This is a genomic window from Bdellovibrio sp. MYbb2, from assembly GCF_056175685.1.
Genome location: NZ_JBJKJI010000004.1, coordinates 215,349 through 236,897, shown reverse-complemented (window position 1 = coordinate 236,897; position 21,549 = coordinate 215,349). Strand labels below are relative to the sequence as shown.

The 21,549-nt window shown below is 49.9% G+C and carries 20 protein-coding genes and 1 riboswitch; of the genes, 9 read left to right on the top strand and 11 right to left on the bottom strand.

Translation table 11 applies throughout. The annotated features are described in order from the left end of the window. Positions 1-54: 54 nt before the first annotated feature. A complete protein-coding gene (locus AC04MQ_RS17710) occupies positions 55-1,146 on the top strand; it encodes a hypothetical protein (RefSeq protein WP_475392728.1) in 1,092 nt (363 codons plus the stop codon). Between the two features lie 140 nt (positions 1,147-1,286). On the opposite strand, the gene AC04MQ_RS17705 is transcribed toward AC04MQ_RS17710, so the two are convergent. Beyond that, on the bottom strand, positions 1,287-1,649 hold the full coding sequence (locus AC04MQ_RS17705; RefSeq protein WP_475392727.1) for a PilZ domain-containing protein: 363 nt from the start codon (positions 1,647-1,649) through the stop codon (positions 1,287-1,289). A gap of 241 nt (positions 1,650-1,890) precedes the next feature. On the opposite strand from AC04MQ_RS17705, the gene AC04MQ_RS17700 reads away from it, so the two are divergent. The 3 genes from AC04MQ_RS17700 (at position 1,891) to AC04MQ_RS17690 (ending at position 4,549) form a co-directional block, all read left to right on the top strand. Further along, a complete protein-coding gene (locus AC04MQ_RS17700; protein ID WP_475392726.1) occupies positions 1,891-3,423 on the top strand; it encodes a methyl-accepting chemotaxis protein in 1,533 nt (510 codons plus the stop codon). 51 nt (positions 3,424-3,474) lie between these two features. Further along, positions 3,475-3,861, top strand: coding sequence for a group III truncated hemoglobin (locus tag AC04MQ_RS17695; RefSeq protein ID WP_475392725.1), 387 nt, complete (start codon positions 3,475-3,477; stop codon positions 3,859-3,861). 103 nt (positions 3,862-3,964) lie between these two features. Next, positions 3,965-4,549, top strand: coding sequence for an alpha/beta hydrolase family protein (locus tag AC04MQ_RS17690; protein WP_475392724.1), 585 nt, complete (start codon positions 3,965-3,967; stop codon positions 4,547-4,549). Here the strand turns inward: AC04MQ_RS17690 and AC04MQ_RS17685 are convergent, their stop codons facing one another. Then, a complete protein-coding gene (locus tag AC04MQ_RS17685) occupies positions 4,550-5,617 on the bottom strand; it encodes an alkaline phosphatase D family protein (protein WP_475392723.1) in 1,068 nt (355 codons plus the stop codon). Positions 5,618-5,727: 110 nt separating this feature from the next. On the opposite strand from AC04MQ_RS17685, the gene AC04MQ_RS17680 reads away from it, so the two are divergent. Further along, positions 5,728-6,300: a hypothetical protein gene (locus tag AC04MQ_RS17680; protein ID WP_011164915.1), complete on the top strand. Its 573-nt coding sequence runs from the start codon at positions 5,728-5,730 to the stop codon at positions 6,298-6,300. 51 nt (positions 6,301-6,351) lie between these two features. Here AC04MQ_RS17680 and AC04MQ_RS17675 read toward each other — a convergent pair whose 3' ends face one another. Further along, a complete protein-coding gene (locus AC04MQ_RS17675) occupies positions 6,352-7,518 on the bottom strand; it encodes a bifunctional 2-methylcitrate synthase/citrate synthase (protein ID WP_011164914.1) in 1,167 nt (388 codons plus the stop codon). A 185-nt stretch (positions 7,519-7,703) separates the two neighbouring features. Between AC04MQ_RS17675 and AC04MQ_RS17670 the strand changes: the two genes are divergently transcribed. Then, the gene (locus AC04MQ_RS17670) at positions 7,704-8,072 is read left to right on the top strand and encodes a DUF1304 domain-containing protein (protein WP_475392722.1); all 369 of its coding nucleotides are present in this window, start codon (positions 7,704-7,706) and stop codon (positions 8,070-8,072) included. On the opposite strand, the gene AC04MQ_RS17665 is transcribed toward AC04MQ_RS17670, so the two are convergent. From AC04MQ_RS17665 to AC04MQ_RS17655, 3 genes are all read right to left on the bottom strand, one after another. After that, complete coding sequence (locus AC04MQ_RS17665; RefSeq protein ID WP_475392721.1) at positions 8,069-9,718, bottom strand: hypothetical protein; 1,650 nt, start codon at positions 9,716-9,718, stop codon at positions 8,069-8,071. The genes AC04MQ_RS17670 and AC04MQ_RS17665 overlap by 4 nt on opposite strands. 78 nt (positions 9,719-9,796) lie before the next feature. Continuing rightward, positions 9,797-10,927 (bottom strand): metallophosphoesterase family protein, encoded by a 1,131-nt coding sequence (locus AC04MQ_RS17660; RefSeq protein WP_475392720.1) that lies wholly within the window; start codon positions 10,925-10,927, stop codon positions 9,797-9,799. A gap of 200 nt (positions 10,928-11,127) precedes the next feature. Beyond that, positions 11,128-12,147, bottom strand: a complete 1,020-nt coding sequence (locus AC04MQ_RS17655; RefSeq protein WP_011164910.1) for a lipoate--protein ligase — start codon at positions 12,145-12,147, stop codon at positions 11,128-11,130. 135 nt (positions 12,148-12,282) lie between these two features. Continuing rightward, a riboswitch (guanidine-III (ykkC-III) riboswitch) is annotated at positions 12,283-12,348 on the top strand. A 23-nt stretch (positions 12,349-12,371) separates the two neighbouring features. Here AC04MQ_RS17655 and sugE point away from each other — a divergent pair. Further along, positions 12,372-12,707: a quaternary ammonium compound efflux SMR transporter SugE gene (sugE, locus tag AC04MQ_RS17650; RefSeq protein WP_038449738.1), complete on the top strand. Its 336-nt coding sequence runs from the start codon at positions 12,372-12,374 to the stop codon at positions 12,705-12,707. Between the two features lie 131 nt (positions 12,708-12,838). Next, on the top strand, positions 12,839-14,644 hold the full coding sequence (locus tag AC04MQ_RS17645) for a methyl-accepting chemotaxis protein (protein WP_475392719.1): 1,806 nt from the start codon (positions 12,839-12,841) through the stop codon (positions 14,642-14,644). Here AC04MQ_RS17645 and AC04MQ_RS17640 read toward each other — a convergent pair. The 5 genes from AC04MQ_RS17640 to AC04MQ_RS17620 form a co-directional block, all read right to left on the bottom strand. After that, positions 14,641-16,455 carry a methyl-accepting chemotaxis protein gene (locus tag AC04MQ_RS17640; RefSeq protein ID WP_011164907.1) on the bottom strand — a complete coding sequence of 605 codons (1,815 nt, stop codon included), beginning with the start codon at positions 16,453-16,455 and terminating at the stop codon, positions 14,641-14,643. The two genes, AC04MQ_RS17645 and AC04MQ_RS17640, sit on opposite strands and share 4 nt — an antisense overlap. Positions 16,456-16,664: 209 nt before the next feature. After that, on the bottom strand, positions 16,665-17,564 hold the full coding sequence (gene prpB / locus AC04MQ_RS17635; protein ID WP_038449736.1) for a methylisocitrate lyase: 900 nt from the start codon (positions 17,562-17,564) through the stop codon (positions 16,665-16,667). Between the two features lie 516 nt (positions 17,565-18,080). After that, complete coding sequence (locus tag AC04MQ_RS17630; RefSeq protein ID WP_475392718.1) at positions 18,081-19,589, bottom strand: MmgE/PrpD family protein; 1,509 nt, start codon at positions 19,587-19,589, stop codon at positions 18,081-18,083. Positions 19,590-19,684: 95 nt separating this feature from the next. Continuing rightward, entirely contained in the window at positions 19,685-20,218 is a 534-nt protein-coding gene (locus AC04MQ_RS17625) for a DOMON-like domain-containing protein (RefSeq protein ID WP_011164904.1), read from the bottom strand. Continuing rightward, positions 20,215-20,988, bottom strand: coding sequence for an acyl-[acyl-carrier-protein] thioesterase (locus AC04MQ_RS17620; protein WP_011164903.1), 774 nt, complete (start codon positions 20,986-20,988; stop codon positions 20,215-20,217). Before AC04MQ_RS17620 ends, AC04MQ_RS17625 begins: the two co-directional genes overlap by 4 nt. A 219-nt stretch (positions 20,989-21,207) precedes the next feature. Between AC04MQ_RS17620 and AC04MQ_RS17615 the strand changes: the two genes are divergently transcribed. Then, entirely contained in the window at positions 21,208-21,486 is a 279-nt protein-coding gene (locus tag AC04MQ_RS17615; protein ID WP_011164902.1) for a helix-turn-helix domain-containing protein, read from the top strand. The last annotated feature ends 63 nt before the right edge of the window (positions 21,487-21,549 follow it).

The window sequence follows — 21,549 nt, the reverse complement described above, 5'->3', positions numbered from 1 at the left end:
CCTGCTCGTAAAGAAATAAGAGCTGCTTTCCGATAGTTCCATTGGGGGTGAATCATGAATAGAAGAACGATTCGTTCGGTGTCTGTCTTTGGGGGATTGCTTGTAGTGGCTGGCATCACAAGTGTCCTTTTTCAAAACTGTTCACAGGCTAAGTTTGATGATATGGGAAGCGCAGAATTCAGCTCGCAAATTCCATCTAATGATATGGTTGATTTAGACAGCCCCTATCAAAGTGGCGTTGCGGAGGCATCAACTCACAGTGCGGCTCCTGCTGCCGAAGAAGATATTATTACCCCACGGCTGGTTTTTTCGAGCACACCCAACGGGACTCCACAGAAGGTATTTATACCGGGGCAGACGGTGTATGCACGGGCTTATGGGCTGAGTGGTAATAAAGGCAATTTAAAACTATACATCACGCAGCTGGAGACGTCATTGTGCTTGCGTGGTCATGGGGACTGTTCTCCTTACCTAACAAACAGTTATGCCAAAACAATAGCAAAAGGATTGTCCTACAATGCCGCCAATAAAACCTGGAACTTCCAATTGAAGTTCGCCTTCGATGTGGCGCGAAAAGTGATCCTGGTTGATGAGACGAGAGATCCTTTGACGATGGATGGGCACTGTCATTCTGGAACCCCACCACTTACCAGTTGGTGTACTAATGTAGGGCAGGTTGAAAACACTGTGGTGGTCCGTAGTCCTCAGCCGCGTATTCTTGCTACTGTCGAGGAACAGCTGGATCCCAACAGCGATACTTTTGGAGCCGTGCTGGATATTTTGGATCATAAAGTCTGGACAATTTATGCTCCGCCTGGTGCGCGAAGATTTATTTTCACGGGAGTTCCTGCGGGAGCCCAAGTTCGGTATTGCTCTGAGTTTGCTGGCTCCGGCACTTGTGCCAACAAAGGCAATTGGGTGATGGGCAAAACTCCAGCGCCTTATGTGGGATTGGCACAGACATTCAAAATTGATCGGACGATCGGAGAGACGACTTATTACTGCAAAGCACGGCAGTTGACAGAGCCCTTCAATAAAACCCTGAATTTTTATGCCGAGGACATCAACTCGGGAGTTCGAGCCCAGGCTACCTTTGCTTATGGGAGCCCTGTTGAGGGTTGTCAGCCGTCCAGTACCTGGCGCTAGACATCGTGTCATAGGATCTTCCCGCTCCCATACCCTGGAGAAGAACCGGTCATCGTGACCGGTTTTTTTATTGTGACACGATGTTAAGATTTCCGAAGACTTTGTTTCTTGGTGTATTTGGGCAGATCTAACCTGGTCTATTATGCGGCGGTGGATGATGGGTGCCTTGTTGCGTATTGGTGTATTGCTTCAATGATATGGGCTGGAACCTGAACGAACTTTATTCTATAGAAAAGAAGCTTTGCGTTCGGATTTTTAGTGCTTACAAGCTGCTGTACAGAGAGGACTTCGCATTGAGCATTGAACGACGGGATATTCGTGTTGGGTTTAAAATGGACGATGATCTTTGAGTCGGTAAGGAACAGGTTGTCTTTCTGGGTGGTAAAGCTGAATCCGATGGGACTGATGTCGTGGCAAATGCCATTGTAGACCTTCTGATTGTTATGTGCCACCAATGAGTTTTTAAATGGAGCACGGGGATGTTTGCGTACATCTGACGTCATGTTCCGACCTTATCCTTTTGAGTAACTTGTACTAAATTCATCGGCATGAACGGAAGAAACTGCAGCGAGAAGTAGAAAAGACCGTTCTATTTTTAATGGAACGATGGCGTATTGACAATATCGAACAGGTCCCTAACTAAACCTATTTTATTGTTCTAAATGAGGCCGAACCTCTTAACTGAATTTATTAGGAGCCCGAAGAGTAATCAATCCTTTTTATGTATACTCTAGGAGTGGCAACATGAGATTTAGCAACAAAGTAATTCTGATTATCGCACTTGCTTGTACTATCTGCACAACGGCGGCTGTTTTTGTGTCTTCGGCGCGAATTTCGATGCAAGGAGATCAACAACTTATTGAAAAATCAAAGGCTATCCTTTCTAGGCTTGAAGCGGTTCGTTCTTATATTGCTTCTCAAGGAGGTTTGGATGCGAGTATCGAGAAGGCCGTGGAGATGTATCCTGACGGGAAGCTGCCTAGCGAAGCCAAGCACACGATTCTGAAGCAAGTTCCGATTTTTGCCGCAATGAAAGTTGGCGCGGAAGGCGCAAAAGAAGAAGGCTATGTATTTCGTATTTTCTCGGATGAGCCACGCAATGCTGAAAATAAAGCGACAGCAGCTGAGCTGGAGATTCTAAAGAAGTTCTTGGAAAATCCAGACCTAAAAGAAATTTCAACATCAAATGAGCAGAATATGATTGTATATCGTCCGGTTAGACTGTCTGCTGCTCAGGGGTGTATGAATTGTCATGGCGATCCGGCGAATTCACCCTGGAAGAATGGCAAAGATATATTAGGTTATAATATGGAAAACTGGAAGGACGGCAAGTTGCATGGTGCTTTTGGTGTGATTTCAAGTAAAGCCGGTGTTCAAACGGCTGTGACTAGCGCGACTTGGTATATTATTGGTTGGGCTGGTGGACTTTCACTCGTCGCAGTAATTTTATCTTTCATTATTTTACGAACTCCAATGGCAGCCTTAGTGGGAATTGCCGAAAAGCTTCAAGATGCCGGTACCGGGGTTGCTCAGGCAAGTGTTGAAATTTCTAAGTCTTCAAGTGATCTTAGTTCCGCAGCAACAACGGCGGCGGCTTCTTTGGAGGAAACATCAGCTTCGACCGAGGAGATGTCCAGCATGATTCGTTTGAATGCCGAACATACGAGTGCGGCCCGAACTTTGGCGGAGCAGGCTCAGATAAAGGCGTGTACTGGAAAAGACGAAGTTGAAAAGTTAATTCATTCGATGAGTGAAATCGCTAAGAGTTCTAAGAAGATCGAAGAAATTATTACTGTCATTGATGACATTGCATTTCAGACAAATCTTCTTGCATTAAATGCAGCGGTTGAAGCCGCTCGAGCTGGGGAACAAGGAAAAGGCTTTGCAGTTGTTGCTGAGGCAGTTCGTGCATTGGCGCAAAGAAGTGCAATTTCAGCAAAAGAGATCTCAGTCCTTATCAAAGATAGTGTAGAAAAAATTGAAAATGGGCATGAGGTTGTGCAGACTAGTGGTGCTTTGTTAAATGAAATAGTTCAGCAAATTGAGAAGCTGACACGATTGAACGTTGATATTTCCACGGCCAGTACTGAGCAGGCTCAAGGTGTGAAATCAATCAATGCTTCCATTAATGACTTGGATCGAGTGACCCAAAGTAATGCCGCCGCAGCGGAGGAATGTGCCGCTTCAGCTGAGGTTCTAACTTCACGTTCGCAGCAAATGCATACCATGGTTCAAGAGCTCATGGTGATTATCGAGGGGACTGGGAAAGCCTCTTAAAGTGGCTTGATCGGAGGGGAGCTCTGAGTCGTTTAGAAAATCTCTTTTCGTATGGCACAGTTGTTGAAACATAGGCCCCTGGAAAGCCGCGAGGACGTCATGGTTCTTGTGGACAGCTTTTATGCGAAAGTTCGCGCCGATGCTTATATCGGCCCGATTTTTACGGATGTGGCGAAAGTGGATTGGGAAGAACATTTGCCCAAGCTTTACAATTTTTGGTCGGATTTACTGTTGGGTGAAGACTCTTATCGTGGACGGCCATTTCCTCCACATACCAAATTGAATTTGGAACGCGGGCACTTTGAACAGTGGCTGCGACTTTTTGTTGAAACCGTCGATGAACACTTCGTGGGTCTTAAGGCGAATGAAGCCAAAGAGCGCGCCTATCGTATTGCGCGCAATTTTATGATCAATCTGCAATTGCTCAGTCTGGAGTAAAGACCTCCGTCGGGGCTGTCTGCTGTTTTGCGACATTTTAGTCTGAATACCTGTGTGCCTTCTGCAAGCTCGTTTTACTTTTAAAGACAGTGGGAGGTTCGCCATGAAACTCACTGTCGATTTCATGTCTCAAGGTCGCATGCTGGAGGGGACTCTTTTTTTACCCGAAGACTCTTCTGAAATATTTGCGGCCTGTCTTTTTGAAGGTTCGATGACCGGGGCCACGGCTCAGGTGACCGAAAGACTGGCCCGGGAGGTCAGTGCCGAGGGATTTATCACCCTGATCATGGATCACAGTTATTTTAGTGAAGACGAACTGGCGCCACAGCCCTGGGAATCCCCCAGCAAGCGGCTGCAGGACATCCGCGCGGCTTTGAATTTCCTGGAAAATCACGCCAGTGTCGATAAAGATCGCATCATCGGTGTGGGCGTGAGTGTTGGCGCCGAATATCTGGCGCAGGTCTGTCAGGAAGGCTGCAATCTGAAAGGCCTGGTGATAGTGGAAAGTGCCATGGATGACAGCCGCAATCTGGCGGTGGATCATCTGGATATTCCGACTCAGGTGGTGGATGAAACCCATCTGGATTCGGCGGTGGATGAGATCGTCCTTTGGGCTCGCACCTTGTTTAACGGCGGCCCTTCGCGGGAATCCGCCATCAGGCCTGACTGGAGTGTTTCGGACAAGTAGCTACTTCAGTTTGATTTCGACTGAGTTTACAATTTTATTTTCCATGCTGCGAATCTGCATGGCGACGGTTTTCTTTTTCCAGTCAATTTCTGCCAGGCCGAAGTTTTCCTGATTGTAGGTCAAGCCTACATAGTGACTGTCGGCGTCCGGGTATTTATTCGGACGATTCAGAGAGCTGGCAGTGATATCGTAAAGCGGGCCATAACCCTTCAGATCTGTTTTGGCGATGGAGGCGATATGACGGTCGCCGCTGATGACGATCACATTCTTGGCGCGGGTGGATTTTATCAGATCAAAGAATCTTTGACGTTCTTTCGGGAAGTTCCCCCATTTTTCAAATTGCGGGTCATCGGCAATCAGCTGAATGCTGCTGACGATAAAGCGCACATCGGCCGGCCGTTTCAGTTGGGCTTCAAACCACTCCCATTGCGGCTCGCCCAGTATGGTGCCTTCATCCTGAGGGATATAGTTCATCGCTTTGCCTTCAAAGCCCGGGCGTTCTTTTAAGGGGCTGCGGTAATAACGAGTGTCGAGCATAATCACCTGAACCATTTGTTTTTTCGGTCCGATGATTTTGCTGTGATAAACGCCCCCTTGCTCCAGCGGCATGCTGTTGCGGGTGTAGGTCCAATAGTTCATAAAATCACGACGGGCGGCATCTTTGCCGGCCCATTCCTGGCCGCCGTCACGCTGGCCAAAGTCATGATCATCCCAGGTGGCCATGAAAGGAACCTTTTCGCGAACGGCACGATATTCGGGAAGCAGATCCAGCTTGCGATATTGTTCGGCGAGGGGTTGCTGACCGGACCAGCTGCCATAGATGTTGTCTCCGGTGAACAGGAACAGATCCGGGTGGGTGGCCGCGATGGTGTTCCAGATCGGTTGGGGTTCGTCCTGATTGGCGCAGGAGCCAAAGGCCACACGTTCTATTTTCGCAGAATAGTCGATGCCCCGAGACGGCAGGGTGGACACGTAGGTGGTGGCCAGATGCTGAACATGGGTGGCTTTGTCCGGGGTCTTGTGAGTGCAGGCAGAAAGAGCCAGCGCCAGCAGAATCATTCGCTTCATTCAGTCTCCTTGAAACAGTTCAGGGGTATTTCATAAAACCCCGGGGTTTTTGGCAACCATCTTTTGTCTCAAATTCAGACACGGCACGAGCCTTGTATTGATTCTTAGGCATGACGAATAAAATGAAACTTTACAGCAGAACTCTGGCGATTTTCTTTGTGGGGCTGACCCTTCTGGCGGGCGAACTGTCATTAGCTTCACTTCAGCGCAAAAGTCTCACGGTGAGACAGCCGACAAAGGGCGCCGCTGTACATGGATTGGCATCCAAACAAAAGCTGCTGCTGGGTTTGAACAAAGCCAAAACATCTGCTGAAGGCCTGGATCTGCAAATCGGCCGCTATCTGGAGATTTCCTCGATGGGCGCGTTTCAGCGCTGGCAGAAAAATATTGATTTCGATGCGGTGAAGGACGAGTACTCGCAGCGTGTCCTGGGCCATCTGCAGGCCATGACCGAGCTGATGAAGCTTCGTCGCTCCAGTCACGGGCAGTTCAAGAAGCTGTATGAATTTGATTTCCAGAACTTGATCAGAAAAAGTGATTATGTGCTGTCAGTGAATACGACTCGCACAACGCTGGAGCATTCCAGTGAAGATCCGGCCTTTGCCGCGCAAGCCGAGCGAACGCTGGCGGACTATAACGAAGAAAGAATGCGCTACGATTCCAAAATGATCGCCCTGAACTAAAAAAAAGGGAGCCAGAGGCTCCCTTTTTTCGTTTTAACTTTTGGTTAAAAACTATTTGCGCTCGCTGATTGGAGTCACTTTGCGCTGTTCGGCACCCACGTACTCAGAAAGAGGACGGATGATGCGGTTGTCAGCAGTTTGCTCCATGATGTGTGCAGACCAGCCGGTGGTACGAGCCATCACGAAGATCGGTGTGAAGAAGTCGATCTCGAAGCCCATCATGTAGTAAGCAGGACCCGCTGGGAAATCCAGGTTCGGGTAGATCTTTTTCTTGTCTACCATGACTTTTTCCAAAGCCGTGTACATCTGCATCCATTTTTGTTCGCCAGTCACGTCAGCCATAACTTGAGCGTACTTTTTCATGGTTGGAACGCGGGAATCGCCAGAGCGGTAAACGCGGTGACCGAAGCCCATGACTTTTTTCTTCTGCGCCAAAGCATCCAGCATCCACTGTTCTGCTTTTGCAGGATCAGCGATTTCTTTCATCATGTGCATAACCATTTCGTTCGCGCCACCGTGCAAAGGACCTTTCAGGGCACCGATACCTGCAACAGTTGCAGAGTAGATGTCAGACTGAGTGGAAGTCACAACACGTGCCGTGAACGTGGAAGCATTGAAGCTGTGTTCAGCGTAAAGGATCAAAGAAACGTCGAAAGCTTTAACAACTTCTTTTTGTGGAACTTTACCGAAGCACATGTGGAAGAAGTTTTCCGCGATGGACAAATCAGCTTTAGGTGGAATGAAATCCAAACCTTTTTTGAAACGGTAGTCCGCAGCCACCATAGTCGGGATTTTCGCAAGCAACATCATGGCTTTGTCCATGTTAGTTGCAGGGGAAGCATCCCAGATACGTGCATCTTCAGCGCCCAGGAAGGACACAGCCGTGCGGATGGAATCCATTGGGTGACATTTTTGTGGGAGTGCTTTGATCACGTTTAACAAAGTGGTGGAGATTTCACGGTAGCTGCGTTCTTTTTTGGAGAACTCTGCAAGTTGACCTGCATTTGGCAGCTCGCCATTGTACATCAAGAAGGCTACTTCTTCGAAAGAGCAGTTTTCAGCCAGGTCTTGAACCGGGTAACCGCGATAGATCAAAGAATTGGTGTGAGGGTTTACTTTGGATACAGAAGACGTATCCATAACAACGCCATCAAGACCCTTTTTAACGTTCATTTTCTCTGGTTCTGGAACATAATCTGGATTGATATACTCAGCCATTTTTTCCTCCGGCGAAATCCGCGCAGGCGAGTTCCCAAGGCATTCAGGAATCGGTGCGTTATATTGCTAATGATTAACGACCAAAGCTAGCGCGGGCCCCGGAGCCGGTCAAGAGTTGGTGCGGGAACTCTGCTTTGCGCAGCGGCGGGATTGACGAACGGGGAAGGGCTCCGCACACTTAGCCTATGGAAATATCATTCGCTCTCGTTCCGGCACTTATTCATGTGTACATTTTTGCTCTGGAAAGCCTGCTTTGGGGGCGTAAAAACACCAATAAGACTTTCGGCGTCACGGAAGCCGAGGCCGCGACCACCAAATTGATGGCCTTTAATCAGGGGTTTTATAACTTATTTTTGGCGGTGGCGATTTTGCTCGGTTTGCATTTGCGAACAGGCGAGGTCACCCGCGCTGCGGGCACCACCCTGGTGATCTATGGATTGGTGTCCATCATCGCGGCAGGCTTGGTGCTGATTTTGTCGTCACGCCGGTTGTGGCGGGCAGCGCTGGTGCAAATCGTACCGGCTGCCATCGCCCTGGGACCATTCCTTATCTAGAACTGCCCTTCACACACGCCCGGTGTTGTCGTCAGCACCGGGTTCGGATTGTTTGAGAAGTAGTCCTTCATGTCCAGATCCAGGAACAGGTTTCCGCTTTTGCAGTTCTTGTAAAGAGCGCGGTACAAGCTGAGCAAATTGTTTTTGAAGATCTTGTATTCCGCCGCCGTGAACTGCAGGGAGTTGCGGAAATACGTTTCCATCGCAATCTGGGACTCGGGCGTTCCAAAGACCTGCCCATACAAGCGCATCACACCTTTGTAGGTCTGAGGGCTGAAATGTTTCACCACCATAGTCGCATTCAGGAACAGATCGGCATTGTCTTTCCAGGTGTCGTAAGTGTCAGAGGTTTTTTTGACATCGGCAATCAGGCTGTATTTTTTAGCGGTGTTCAGGTCAAAGCCACCATCATTGTCTTTTAAAAGCATGACCTTCAAAGAGACGCCAGTCTGCTTGATGGCGCTTAAGACTTCCACTTCAGCCGGAGTCAGCGTATTCGCCGGTTTCGCCAGAAGCTCTTTGTATTTTTTGTCAGAGATATCATCCACTTTCCCTTGAGCCGTTTTGAAGAACTGGCGGCGCTTGTAGTGGATGTTCCCGATGCGATCGGCCTGATCCAGCAGGAAGTCCATCACCAGCATGTCGGAAGAATCCTGCATGCCCTGCATGCGCTGACCGACTTTGGCCATCTCAGTGCCGCCCAGAACTTGTGCGATCGGACGGGGATCTTTTAGCAGGGGCCAGAACACGCTGCTGTTGCGGAATTGATCAATGCGGGTCTTGTCTGATTTCAAACCGAAAGCCTCCGCGTACAGTTCTTCGTTGCCTGGATTTTCCGCCAGCACTCCAAAGACCTGTCGTTTGTCCTCGGTCAGGATGCGTGTTGTCCAGTAGGCGGTGGCATTGGCTGAAAGTCCTCGGCGTTTGCCATCTTTATAGAAGGAAGCTGGCACGATGCCCAGACCGTAAGGTGGCTTCGTATAGACATCTGGCAGTTGCGACACGTTGCCGTGTTTGGCGCGAACCAGGTGGCCGATCTGATCGTACCAGTATTGATTCAAATAGGTGTTACCCATTTGCAGACCCAGATAGCGGCCGGCCAGCGCGTGATTCAACACGGTGTCCATATCTACTGTGCGCAGAACACTGGGTGGCACATCCACAGATTTGAACAGTTGAGTCAGGCGGGAATAGCCCAGAATGCTTCCGACGGAAACTCCAGGTGCGGCAAATTTGAATTTGGCCTCTTTGTCGGGATAGCCGGATTTAGCCTTCAAGGCTTTTTTTGCGGAACGGGTCAGAGGGCAGATCGTTTTTTGGAACTGAGCTTCGCTCATGCCTTTGGGGATGGTGTAGTATTCCACCGCCACCGAAGTGCTGTTGACCTTCGGACAGGCATAGTACATCTGTGTTTTGGGATGGTCGCCCCGAGTGGCGTACAAATTCATGGCACAAAGGGCGTCTTCGTCTTTGTTGATTTTGTTTTCCATTCCAGGAAGTCTTTGCAGGACATAACACTTTTCCGGAATCGCTTTTCCTGAAACTTCAATATTGTAGGTTTTAACAGCGTGCTTATCGAATTGAGGATCGAGATAGCTGTAGGCATTTGAACTGATCAGGGCCAAAGATAGAAATGCAGCAAGCATGGATAAGTCTCCGTATTGTGAAACACGGAGACTAGGACTGCCGAAATCAAAAACCAAGTTACTTTATTGCAAGCCAAATTAGCGCACGTACTTCACGCCATTCTTGGAATCCAAAGTCAGCGCTGCGGGCAGGGAACTAAGGCTTTGTAGAGTGCCAGATGAATTGTAATAGCGAATGGTCAGCTGATTTGTTTCAGAAAAGACAAGTTCCACGTATCCCTGCGGAGTGCGAATGCTGGTGCCCACCAAGTACCGTGGCGAACTGCCCGCGCACGGCATGGAAACCACCTGTAATTTTTTACCATCCGGATAAGTGTAGTGGCCGGAATAGAATCCGTGGGAATGGCCAAAGATCACCAGGTCCACATTGTGACTGAGCAAGATGGACTCCAGAGTGTTGCTGCCAGCGGTGCGGCGTTCTCCTGCCAGGACCCCGTTTTCGTAAACCGTCGAGCTGTTGGCTTTGCTGCTGACAATCGAGTATAGCGGGATATGGCCATAGACAACTCGTGCCCGGGCCCCCTTGGCACGGGCGGAGGACAATTGCTCTTTCAACCAGGCCAGTTGGGCCGTGCGGTTGGAAAGCCTGGAATAGTTGGCATCATCCAGGGAAACAAAGAACACGTCTTCTTTGATGAAGGAATAATAGAACGGGAAGTTGTCATCATCGACATATTCCACGTTGGGTTTGTTTTTGCCCCAGAAAGAATCATACAGGCGGCGTTCCTGCGCATAGTAGGCATCGTGATTGCCCGGCGTCGGCAGGAATGGAATGTTTACATCGCGCATGAACGACAGAACTTTTTTCGAGAACTGGTTCCACATGTTCACATAGGTGCTGTCGGAAAGGCTTTTCTTTTCGCCATCGATGTAATCACCCACACCCAGAATCGCCGTTGGCTGGCGCGAAATCATGGATTTGACAATCGAGATCGTGGCATTGGCATAGGTGCCGCTGGTGTCGATGTTCATGTCAGCGAAAGCATGAATCTTCAGGGACTTTGCGCTGTCTTTGATTTCATCATCAGGTTCAGGAAGTGTCGGTGTTGACGGGTCTTCCGTCCCCGGTACCGACTGGGAATTGTCTGTGTCCGTGCCTGGAAGGGCTGTGCTTAGGACGTCAGAGTTTGAGGGGGCACACGCAGCGAGAGTCGAAACGAGCAAAAAGGCCGCAAGAATTTTGAAGGAGGCGGTGACTTTTGTTTTCATACAGTATGTATCGTAACAAAGGTCCGATTTATTAAGCCAAATTAATGCTGAATGTGAGGATGTAAAATGGACTCAGGTCTAAGTTGAATTTCTTGCTGTAGCTCTAGACAGTTTTTGCGAAATTGCAGAGTGAACGGGAGTGATTGTAATAAACGGGATGAAGGGCCGATCCCGCAAGCTGCAGGATCGGTTCTGTTTGTTTAGATTTCGATGTTTTTGCAGAGCCATTCTTCCACTTCGGAAAGTCCCAGATTCAGTTCAGTGTGTTTGCCGCGCACACTCATCAGGGCCTCGCGAACCGCATCGCCACGATAAGCTTTGCCGCGCAGACTTTCCGTCAAGTCCTCGATCACCTGTGGATACAGGCAGTCCGTATAGATTTTCAAATCCTTGATCTGTCCGTCTTCCACTTTGAAGTGGAAATCAAAGAACCCCAGGGTCAGATATTCATCCATCTTGTGGCTGAATTCCAGGGTGTTGCCATACAACCATTCCCAGGAACTGAGCTGTTCGTACTGCTCTTTCAGTTCCGGAATCAGCTTCAGACTTTCCATGGTCAAAGACTCAACTTCCGCTTTCCCGGCATAGAAGTTTTCAAAGGACTTCACCATCGTGGTCACGATCTGATCATGATTGATTCCCGGGGACACCTCGGTCAGGTTCGCTACGCGGGCCCGGACGGATTCTTTGCCTTTGGCTTGAAGCTTTTTCGGATTGGGTGTCAGGTAATTTCCCAGGCGGGTCAGATCGGTGTTCAACAGCAAAGTGCCGTGATGGAAGGCGCGGTCCTTCTTTTCTCGGTAAGCGCTGCCACTGAATTTGCGGGGACCGTCGGGGAATGGGATCAGCAGATCATTTCGGCCTGAAGCTTCGCCCTGGATACCAAAGGTTTTCAACGCATCAAAAATGATCTGAACGTTGTTTTCGCGCTTATAGGATTCTTTGGGCGACAGGAATGTGAAGTTGGTGTTTTGCAAATCATGAAAGACAGCGCCACCGCCGGTCGTGCGACGGGCCAAGTGAACTTTTTCATCTTTCATTTTGGCCAGGTTGCATTCAGACCAGGGATTCTGGTTGCGCCCGATGACCACGGTTTCTTCATTGCGCCACAAGAACAGCACTTGCTGGGACGGATCCAGATTGTGAAAGATCCATTCTTCCGTGGCCAGGTTAAGGTGAGGATTCAAACTGTCTGACAGAAACACTTTTAGCTTTTGCATGGGTCTGAACCTAGTCCGCCCGAGGGGATGGGTCAAGAGTGAGGCGGTGCAGGAAAAGGGGAGATCAAGCCAGATCTTTCCAAATGAGTCTGATCTTTACTTTTTTTGGCTTTTGCGCTTTAATAGTTTGGTATTTCAGTTTCTGCGACTGAGGTGCCCGGACGATGTGCGACGTACCCGGTCAGGACAAGACGACGCTTTTTTCTAACGAAAGGAGTGTTGGTATGTCTAACACAGTAGCATGGATCATTTTGGCAATCGCAGGTCTTCTTGAAGTCGGTTGGGCCATCGGCCTTAAATACACCGAAGGTTTCACAAAACTTGTTCCCAGTGTTCTTACTTTGGTGGCCTTGGCCGGCAGTATGTTTTTGCTGGCGCGGGCGGCGACCGTGCTTCCCATAGGCACCGCTTACGGCGTGTGGGTGGGAATCGGTGCCTTGGGTGCGGCTATTCTGGGAATCTTCCTGTTCAACGAAGCCGCGACACCAGCTCGCCTGTTCTTCCTAGCATTGTTGCTGATTTCCATCATTGGCCTGAAAGCGACGGCAGGCGGGCACTAAAGTCCTTCATCCCATCGGGGGAGGAATTTGAAAATCCATCCAATTTCAGAGAGGATCTGGACCATGGTCCTCTCTTTGTGGCCAGTTTTTTATCCGAATCTTTCGAGGTCGGATAATTCTGGAGTTGTTGTATGTTCAGTCGTGGATTCAGAAAACTTTCTTTCACTCAACAGTTAACTTTACCTATCGCTATTGTCGGCACACTGGTTCTGGGAGGCATTGCCTTCCTGGCTGTGCAGGATTCATTCAAAGACGCCAAAAAATCGGCGCACGCAATGTCTGAAGAGATGGGACGCAAATACGCCCAGCAGATTAAATCCTATTTGGATAAATCCTTTGCCCAGGCCGAAGTGGTGGGGCGCCATCTGGCCATGGAAACTGAAACTCATCAGCAGGACCGGAAGAAAAGTTATCAGCTGTTGCGTGAAGTTCTAAAGAGTGACTCCCAGTATCTGGCCACGTGGTCGGCGTGGGAGCCCAATGCCTATGACGGCAAAGATGCGCAGTTTGCCAATACCGAATTCCATGAAAAAACCGGCCGGGTGTATCCGTGGTGGGTCCGTCAGGGTGATCAGATCATCTATAAGACCCTGTTGAATGAAGAAACGCCGGATCTGGGTGACTGGTACTTCCAGCCCATGCAAAACAAACAGAGCATGCTGGTGGAGCCTTACAAGGACACCGTTAACGGCAAAGAACTGGTGATGACTTCCGCGGTCTATACGGTTGTGCAGAAGGGGACCGCCAAGGGCCTGGTGGGTATTGATATCAGTCTTGATAAAATCAAAGAGCTGGTGGCAGAGATCCGTCCTTTTGCTGATTCCCAGTCCTTCCTTGTTTCTGACAAGATGATGGTGGTCGCAGGGCCGAACCAGGATGAGGTGATGCAGGAATTTAAAGCCGATAGTGCCCTGCAGGCTTTGCTGCAAAAGCATGAAGTTGGCGGCGTTGATATCGATACCGAGCGTGGCAGAGAGTTTTTCCTGGTGATGCCTGTGTCCATCTATGATCTTTCCCAGAAGTGGACGCTGGTGATTCGCACTCCCGAAAAGACCATTCTGGCGGGGGCCTATGCCTCGTTATGGAGACAGCTGGGTTTTTCCCTGGTCGGGTTGTTGCTGCTGATGTCGGTGGTTTATTTTGGAGCAAAACGCTCTGAGAAAAAGATTTCAACTTTGTCCCAGGGTTTGAGTGAATCCTCTGCCGGGATCACCGAGGACATTCAGCATTTGAATTCCACGGGTGGACAGCTGGCGGAATCCTCCACCCGCGCGGCGGCCTCGATTGAGGAAACCGTGGCGTCTTTGGAAGAGATCACCTCGATGGTGCGCCTGAATACCGGCAACGCACAAAACGCGGCGATGCTGTCCGGGGACTCTGCGCGATTGGCAAAAGCTGGCGAGGAAAAAATCCTGGAGCTGGTGCAGACCATGACTCAGATTGAATCTTCAAGTCAGAAAATTGAAGAGATCATTTCCATTATCGATGATATCGCCTTTCAGACCAATCTGCTGGCACTGAATGCTTCTGTGGAAGCCGCCCGCGCCGGTGAACACGGCAAAGGCTTTGCGGTTGTAGCCGAGGCCGTGCGGTCTTTGGCGCAGCGATCGGCGGTGGCGGCCAAGGACATCACGCAGTTGATTTCTACAAGTGTGGTTCAGGTCAAGCAGGGGACCGTGCTGGTTCGGGCCAATGGCGATGTGCTGAAGCAGATGTCCTCAAGTATTGAAAAAGTGGCAACGCTGAACTCAGAAATTGCCAGCGCAAGCCAGCAGCAGTCTGCAGGTATTGAGCAAATCAATGTAGCCATCAATCAATTGGATCAGGTCATTCAAAGCAATGCCGCTGAGGCCGGCGAGATTGTGAACACCGCCGCGCATATCAGTGAAAAATCCGAAGTGATGAATTCGACCGTCAAGGTGCTGAGCGCGGCTTAGCTGCCGTGAACCACCGTGTTCATTTCAGTCACCACGTTTTTCATCACATGGGCCTGGTTCAGGATTTCCTGAACCGTGGCTGAAATTTCTTCGGCCGAGGCGGCATTGGTCTGAATTGCCTGGTCGAGGGAATTCATGGCTTTGCTGATTTGTTGAATTCCGGTGGATTGTTCGTCACTGGCGGAAGAAATCTCAACATTCAGATGGCTGACCTTGCGCACGGAATCCACGATTTCCTTCAAATTTGTATTGGAGCTTTCAGCCTTGTGGCTGCCCCGTTGGACTTTTTCGATGGAGTCATTGATCAGGCTGTTGATGTCTTTTGCGGCAGTGGCGGATCTTTGCGCCAGGGTTCTGACGGCTTCAGCCACTACGGCAAAACCTTTACCGTGTTCGCCGGCACGGGCGGCTTCGACAGAGGCATTCAGTGCCAGAAGGTTCGTCTGGAATGCCAGGTCGTCGATGACACCATTGATTTCAGCGATTTTCCTGGAGGAGTCCGAGATTTCATCCATGGCGCTGACAAGGGCGCTCATTTCGGTGTTGCCGCGCTCTGCACTTTGATTGGAGTCCGAGGACAGGCGGGCGGCTTCTTTGGCGTTGTTGGCATTCATTTTTACCATGGAGGTCATTTCTTCCAGACTGGCGACGGTTTCCTCGATGGAGGCCGCCGACTCGGTGGCCGATTGTGCCAGATTCTGTCCGGCCCGGCTTAGCTGGTCGATCGCGGCAGTGACCACATTTTCCGCCTGCTCCAGGCTTGCGGTGAGGGTTGTGAATCGCTGGGAGATCCGTCGGGAAATCAGAACCACCGCAACACCCATCACCAGCAGACAGACAAGGAACACAACAAGCTGACTCCACAGCAAAGAGTAGGCATTGGCCAGAACAGTTTTCACCGGAGTGGATATCAGGACACCCCAGAATGCTTTTGAATAGGGGATGGAGACGGGAACCAGCAGGTTCAGCACCTCTTCACCGGACTGGCTGTCCTTGCCAGTTTTCAGCAAAAGACGACCATCGAGCAGAGCCTGTTTGAAATCTTCCTGAGAGAAAGGCAGTGAAACCGGCTTTCCCACCAGGTTTGGATCCGGGTTTGTGACATAGTTAAAGCGGTCAGAAATCAGAAAGCCGACAGAGGTTTCATAGGGCTTCACTGCCGAAATCTGCTTGTCCAGTTGGGAAAGCAGCAGATCGACACCGACGACACCCATCAGTTTTCCGCCTTCAAAGAGGGGGGCCGCTGCCGAACTCATTAAAAGATTCTGTCCGTTGACTTCGTCGTAGTAGGGCTCGGTCAAAATCCGGCGGCCCGCATTTTTTGGCGCCAGATAAAATTCGCCATTATAGTTGATATCATTTTCCCAGGTCAGGGATCCGCCTTCGCCCGAGCGATTCCAGTAAGGTCCGAAGCCGCCGATTTTTTCATAACCCGGCTGCCCCAGATAGTGGGCATCCTGTCCGTCGAAAGCATTGGGTTCGAAAGTGGCCCACAGCCCGAAGACCGATGGCGCCTGGGTCAGCATGTTTTTTAGAACGGCATTCACCTCGGCCCGCGGTTTGGTGTTTTGCTTTCTAACGGTGTCCAGATACGCTTCCACTTGTTGCGCCACCATAAGGCTTGCATCCAAGTCCGCTTTGAACGCGTTGGCGAAAGCCTCTGCTGACTTTGTGACCTTAAATTCGGCGTCTGACTGCGCCGTTTGAAAACTTCGCGAAGCTGAAAAATAGGTCAGCAGCCCCAGTGCGATGAAAGTGATTGTAAGAATAGGCAGGGCGATTTTCGTCTGTAAAGAGAACTCTTTCTTCATTGATCTATCTTAGAAGAGATTGTGAGTTCTGACCGCTTTGAAAAAACAATTAAGACTCTGGTCGAAGTTTGCGTCTTGATTTGTGTGACCTGATTGTCCGCGAGCTCGCGCCCAACGCCAAGTTTATTGCAAATTATGAGGGCTTTTAGAGTCTGAAAATGCCTAGGTGCCAAATAAAAAAAAAGGGAGGCTTGGGGCCTCCCTTTTAGCTACTTCAAAGTGAAGTTGAAAATGCTGGTGTCGAAAGAGTTGTACTCGTCATAACGAGAAAGCGCATACAAGTCTTTGCGAGTCTGCATTTTGTCCAAAAGACCCTCTTGCGTGCCTTTGGCTTTGATTTCATTCAAGCCTGCCACTGTCGCGCCCATCGCCAGACGGAATGTCGTCACCGGATAGATCACGATGTTGTAGCCCAGATTGGAAAGCTCTTCGTAAGTGTACAGACGACCTTTACCGAATTCTGTCATGTTCGCCAAAAGCGGAACATTCACAGCCTTGCGGAAAGTTTCAAATTCTTTTTCGTTTTCCAAAGCCTCGGTGAAGATGCAATCCGCACCGGCATCAATGTAAGCTTTCGCACGGTCAATGGCTTTATCCAAACCCTCAACAGCACGCGCATCTGTACGAGCGATCAAAAGGAAGTTTTCATCCATCTTTTTACCGCGAGCTGCCGCCGCCACTTTACGGGCTGCTTCATCACGAGTCACAAGACCCTTGCCATCCAGGTGACCACAGCGCTTCGGATTGATTTGATCTTCAATGTGGCAACCCGCCAGACCCATCTCGATCATTTCCTGAACCGTGCGAGTCGCAGACATCGGTTCACCAAAACCAGTGTCGATATCAATAATAGTAGGAAGTTTTGTCGTGCGGGCGATCTGACGACCCCGCTGAGCCACTTCAGTCAAAGAAGTCAGACCAATATCAGGATACCCCAGATCATTGGAAAGCACAGACCCAGAAATATAAACCCCATCAAATCCCGCTTTTTCAATTGCCATAGAAACCAGCGGAGACCAAGACCCCGGCATCTGCAAAAGCTTGCCAGACTTCAAAGCATCTCTAAAGTTCTTACGTTTCTGCGCAGGAGTAATTTCAGGAAACAACATACAAGCCTCTTCTTTCCTCGCGACCCTTCGGACAGTGTGACCAGCATCCTGCTGGTCATCCTTCGGACTTCGCGTCGAAATGCCATCGTGGCATTTCGATCCTCGCGGACGCCATCCCTTCGGGATGAGCTGCTGCGGAACTCGGCGAACGGCTCAAGGAGCCCTCCCCCTGTCCCAAGGCAGCCCCTGGGTCGTTTGTCTTTATTTATGTTTTCTTCATTCAGAGCCAAGCACGACGTTTCATGCTCATCTCTCAATGTCCGGCAGCGCTCGTTAACGTTGGCAGTAACCGGTTCAGCAGTCATCTTATCACAGTCCATTTCAAGTAGTGCTCAAGTATAAGCGTCAACAAATTGAACTTACAGAGCGATGAGCTTGAAGGGAGTGGGAAGCTGTACTTGGAGGGACCTCTGGGGGCGCAGGAAGCGCGAACCGGGCGAACGCCCGGCCCCAGCGAGGCAGGAAGCCGTGTCCCGTAAAGGACAGCTTCCCACTCCCTTCAAGCGGACCTTCGTTCTAGAAGATCCCTTTGTTGTCGCGTTTGTTGTTCACAAGCTTTTCGATTGGGATCTGAACGTTCAACTGCTGAACTTGTTCTGCAGTCAGGTTTTCCAGATTTTCAACCAAGCCAATGAAACGATCGCGTTCTGCTTTGGTGATGATACCTTCAGTCAGAATGTCGAACTTGCGGATGTAGTCCGCACGTTTGAACGGACGGGCACCGGCAGGGTGAGCATCAGCTACGCCCAGCTCGTCCACGATTTTGGAGCCGTCTTTCATTGTGATTTCTACGCGGCCACCGAAGCGTTTTTTGTCTGGATCTGTCTCGTGGTACCAAGCAGTCCATTGTTTGTCTTCAACAGTGGAGATTTTGTGCCACAAAGCCACAGTGTCCGGACGCTGAGCGCGCTCTGGAGCGTAAGAGTTGACATGGTGCCAAGTGCCGTCCTGCAACGCCACGGCGAAGATGTACATGATGGAGTGATCAAGAGTCTCGCGGGATGCATTTGGATCCATTTTTTGTGGATCGTTTGCACCAGTACCAATCACGTAATGAGTGTGGTGGGACGTGTGGATCACGATGGACTGGATGTCGTCGAAGTTTTTGATCATTGGCTTCATTTTGCGAGCCAAATCGATCAACGCCTGGGACTGATACTCTGCAGAGTGCTCTTTAGTGTAAGTCTCAAGGATCGCGCGTTTTTCTTCGCCCACTTCTGGAAGTGGAACTTCGTATTTACCGTCTTTGCCATCAAGCATGTAAGCGATAACAGAGTCTTCGCCTTCGTAGATCGGAGATGGAGCACCTTCGCCACGCATAACACGGTCCACCGCTTCTACAGCCAGTTTACCAGCGTGTGCCGGAGCGTAGGCTTTCCAGGAAGAGATTTCACCTTTACGGGACTGACGAGTCGTGAAGGACACGTGAACCGCTTGTTGAACTGCTTGGAAAACTGTTTCAGTTGGCAAAGACAACAAAGTGCCGATACCCGCAGCCGTTGCCGGGCACAAGTGAGCGATATGATCTTTTTTGTGCTTGTGAAGGCAGATGGCTTTAACCAGGTCCACGTGAACTTCGTAACCAGTCACGATACCTTTTAGAAGCTCTTTACCGTTTTTACCCATTTGCTGAGCCACTGCCAGAATAGCAGGGATGTTGTCCGCCGGGTGAGAATAGTCCGCGGCAAGGTAAGTGTCATGGTAGTCCAACTCACGAACAGCCGTGCCGTTCGCCCAAGTAGCCCATTCACAGTCAAATTTCTGGTCATTCGGCATACCGAAGACAGTTGCTCCACCATTGCGTGGGTGGGCAATCGCCATAGCACGCGCAGAAGCCACCGGACGACGGTTGGCAGCAGCAATCGCTACAGAGGCATTGTCGATGATACGATTGATAACCATGTCAACGACGTCAGCTTTGATAGGGGCGTTGTCAGTTGCGATTTCAGCAATTTTCCAAGCCAGTTGGTCTTTGCGATCCAACTTCTCTTTAGATGGGTACACACGAACTGTATGTTTCTTCATGAATGGGTCCTTTCTGGATTAAGAAAATGAAACAGCCCAAGCTATCTTGGGCTCCAGAAAGGGTCAAGAATGACCACGGGGAACAGGTGGTTCGCTCAATGCGTCGAAAGAGCGGTCCAGCCAGCTTTGTTGTGGAAGTCGGCCTGCGGTCCGGGGTGGAACAAGGACCAATAGCTCAGGGTCCCATCGACGAATTCAATCACCGCCGTCAGTCCCAAGCAGGTGAATTCCAATGGTTTGCGGCTGTCGATTTCAATTTGAAAACGCGCTTCGGCGTCCTCAGAATTGCGCGGTTGCAGGCGCACGCGGGTGTCCGTGGCCGGAGCCATGCCTTCTCGGTATTTGCTAAAGGAATAAGCATTCCAGTGGCCGTTCGGGGCGCAGTTGATCTCCAGATAGGGTGATTCGGGTGCCGCGCCATTTCCAAGAAACACTTCCAGGCAGGTGTGTTTCCAAAGGCCGTCTTCACGGCGCTCAAGATTGGAAGATTCAGGCCATTTGATGGCATCCGTGGAGCCGGTGATTATAAACTCCACCAGCAGACGGCTGTCAGAAAGCGGGGTCACTTCACCATGAACCTGCAAAGTGTTGGTCAGCGGTGTCTTGGTAAAGGGAATCAGAGGTTTCACTTGCGTTTCTCCCAGCCCAGAACGGCGGTGAAGAGGACTTTTTCATCACCCACGCGCAGGCCCTTGTAGGCGCTGGCGCCGTGGCTGGCCAGTTGTACATCGGGGCTGGAGCAGTTGCGGTGAACTTCGACTTCGTCACCCAGGTGAGTTTCCGCCAGGAAGTTGACGGAGTAGGTATTCAACTTCAGGCTTTTGTGCAGATCATAGGGGATGGCATCCAGGATCCATTGGGCATATTTGGTGTTGTTCACATGCTGGTTGATATCCAGATCCGAATTGCGCACCCGGTATTTGGCGATTTTTTCGTAGGTGCCCGTCACCGGGATTTTTTCCGGATTGATTCCTGTAGAGCGGGCATGGGCAATCTGATCCCACGGGCGCAGGTTGTCTGCTGGCAGTATTTTTTTACTTTGGCGATCCAGAGCCAGCCAGCTTGTGGAACACAATCCGATCTCTTCCCCGGACTGATTCAGAATTGCGAATTCCCGCGCCACGAAGGCTCCTTCGGGGGCGCGCAGCCAAGTTTGAATCTGGATGTTTTCGCCGAAGCGGGGCCAGGTTTTCATTTGCAGGCTTTGTCGGGTCAGAACCCAGAACAGCCCTTGTTTTTCCATGTCCAGCAGGCCGAAGCCCATTTTCTCGGCATGAATCCAGGCGGTTTCTTGCAGCAGATTTAACAATCCATACAGACCCAAGCGTCCCAGCGGGTTTACTAATAGACTTGTAATGTGGAAATTTTCAACCCAGGGGCTGTTGCTAATATTTGTCATTCTCATATCCTTCAGTCTTTTCTGCTACAAAACAAGAATTGGCTCATATCTCAAACACAGAAAAGATTAGAAATTGCAAAAAAACAGGAAGTAATTTAGATCAAATAAGCTATAATGTATTTATCTGGATGAGAATATTTTGAAAGCTTTTTGAATGCAAAGGGCTTGTCACACTCGTCATGATGTGTATAAATAAATTCATCGTTAGGTGGAAATCACATGAGACAAAAAAATATGTTAGCTGATTTTTTGAAGCAAAAACGTGTATCGGCAGGTCTTTCTCAGAGAGACGTTGCTGACAAATTGGGTTACTCCACGCCACAGTTCATTTCCAACTGGGAGCGCGGTGTTTCTCATCCTCCAATCAACGCATTGAAAAGATTGGGTGAGCTTTACAAAGTTTCTGCTGACGATCTTTTCGAAGTGACCTTGAATGCGACCATCCATGAGGTGACTCAGGATCTTCGCCGCAAGTTCGCTAGCAGCAAAGCACGTTAAGTTACCAGGTTTTTTAGAAACTTGATTGTCGAAGAGCTCCTTTGGGGGCTCTTTTTGTTTAAA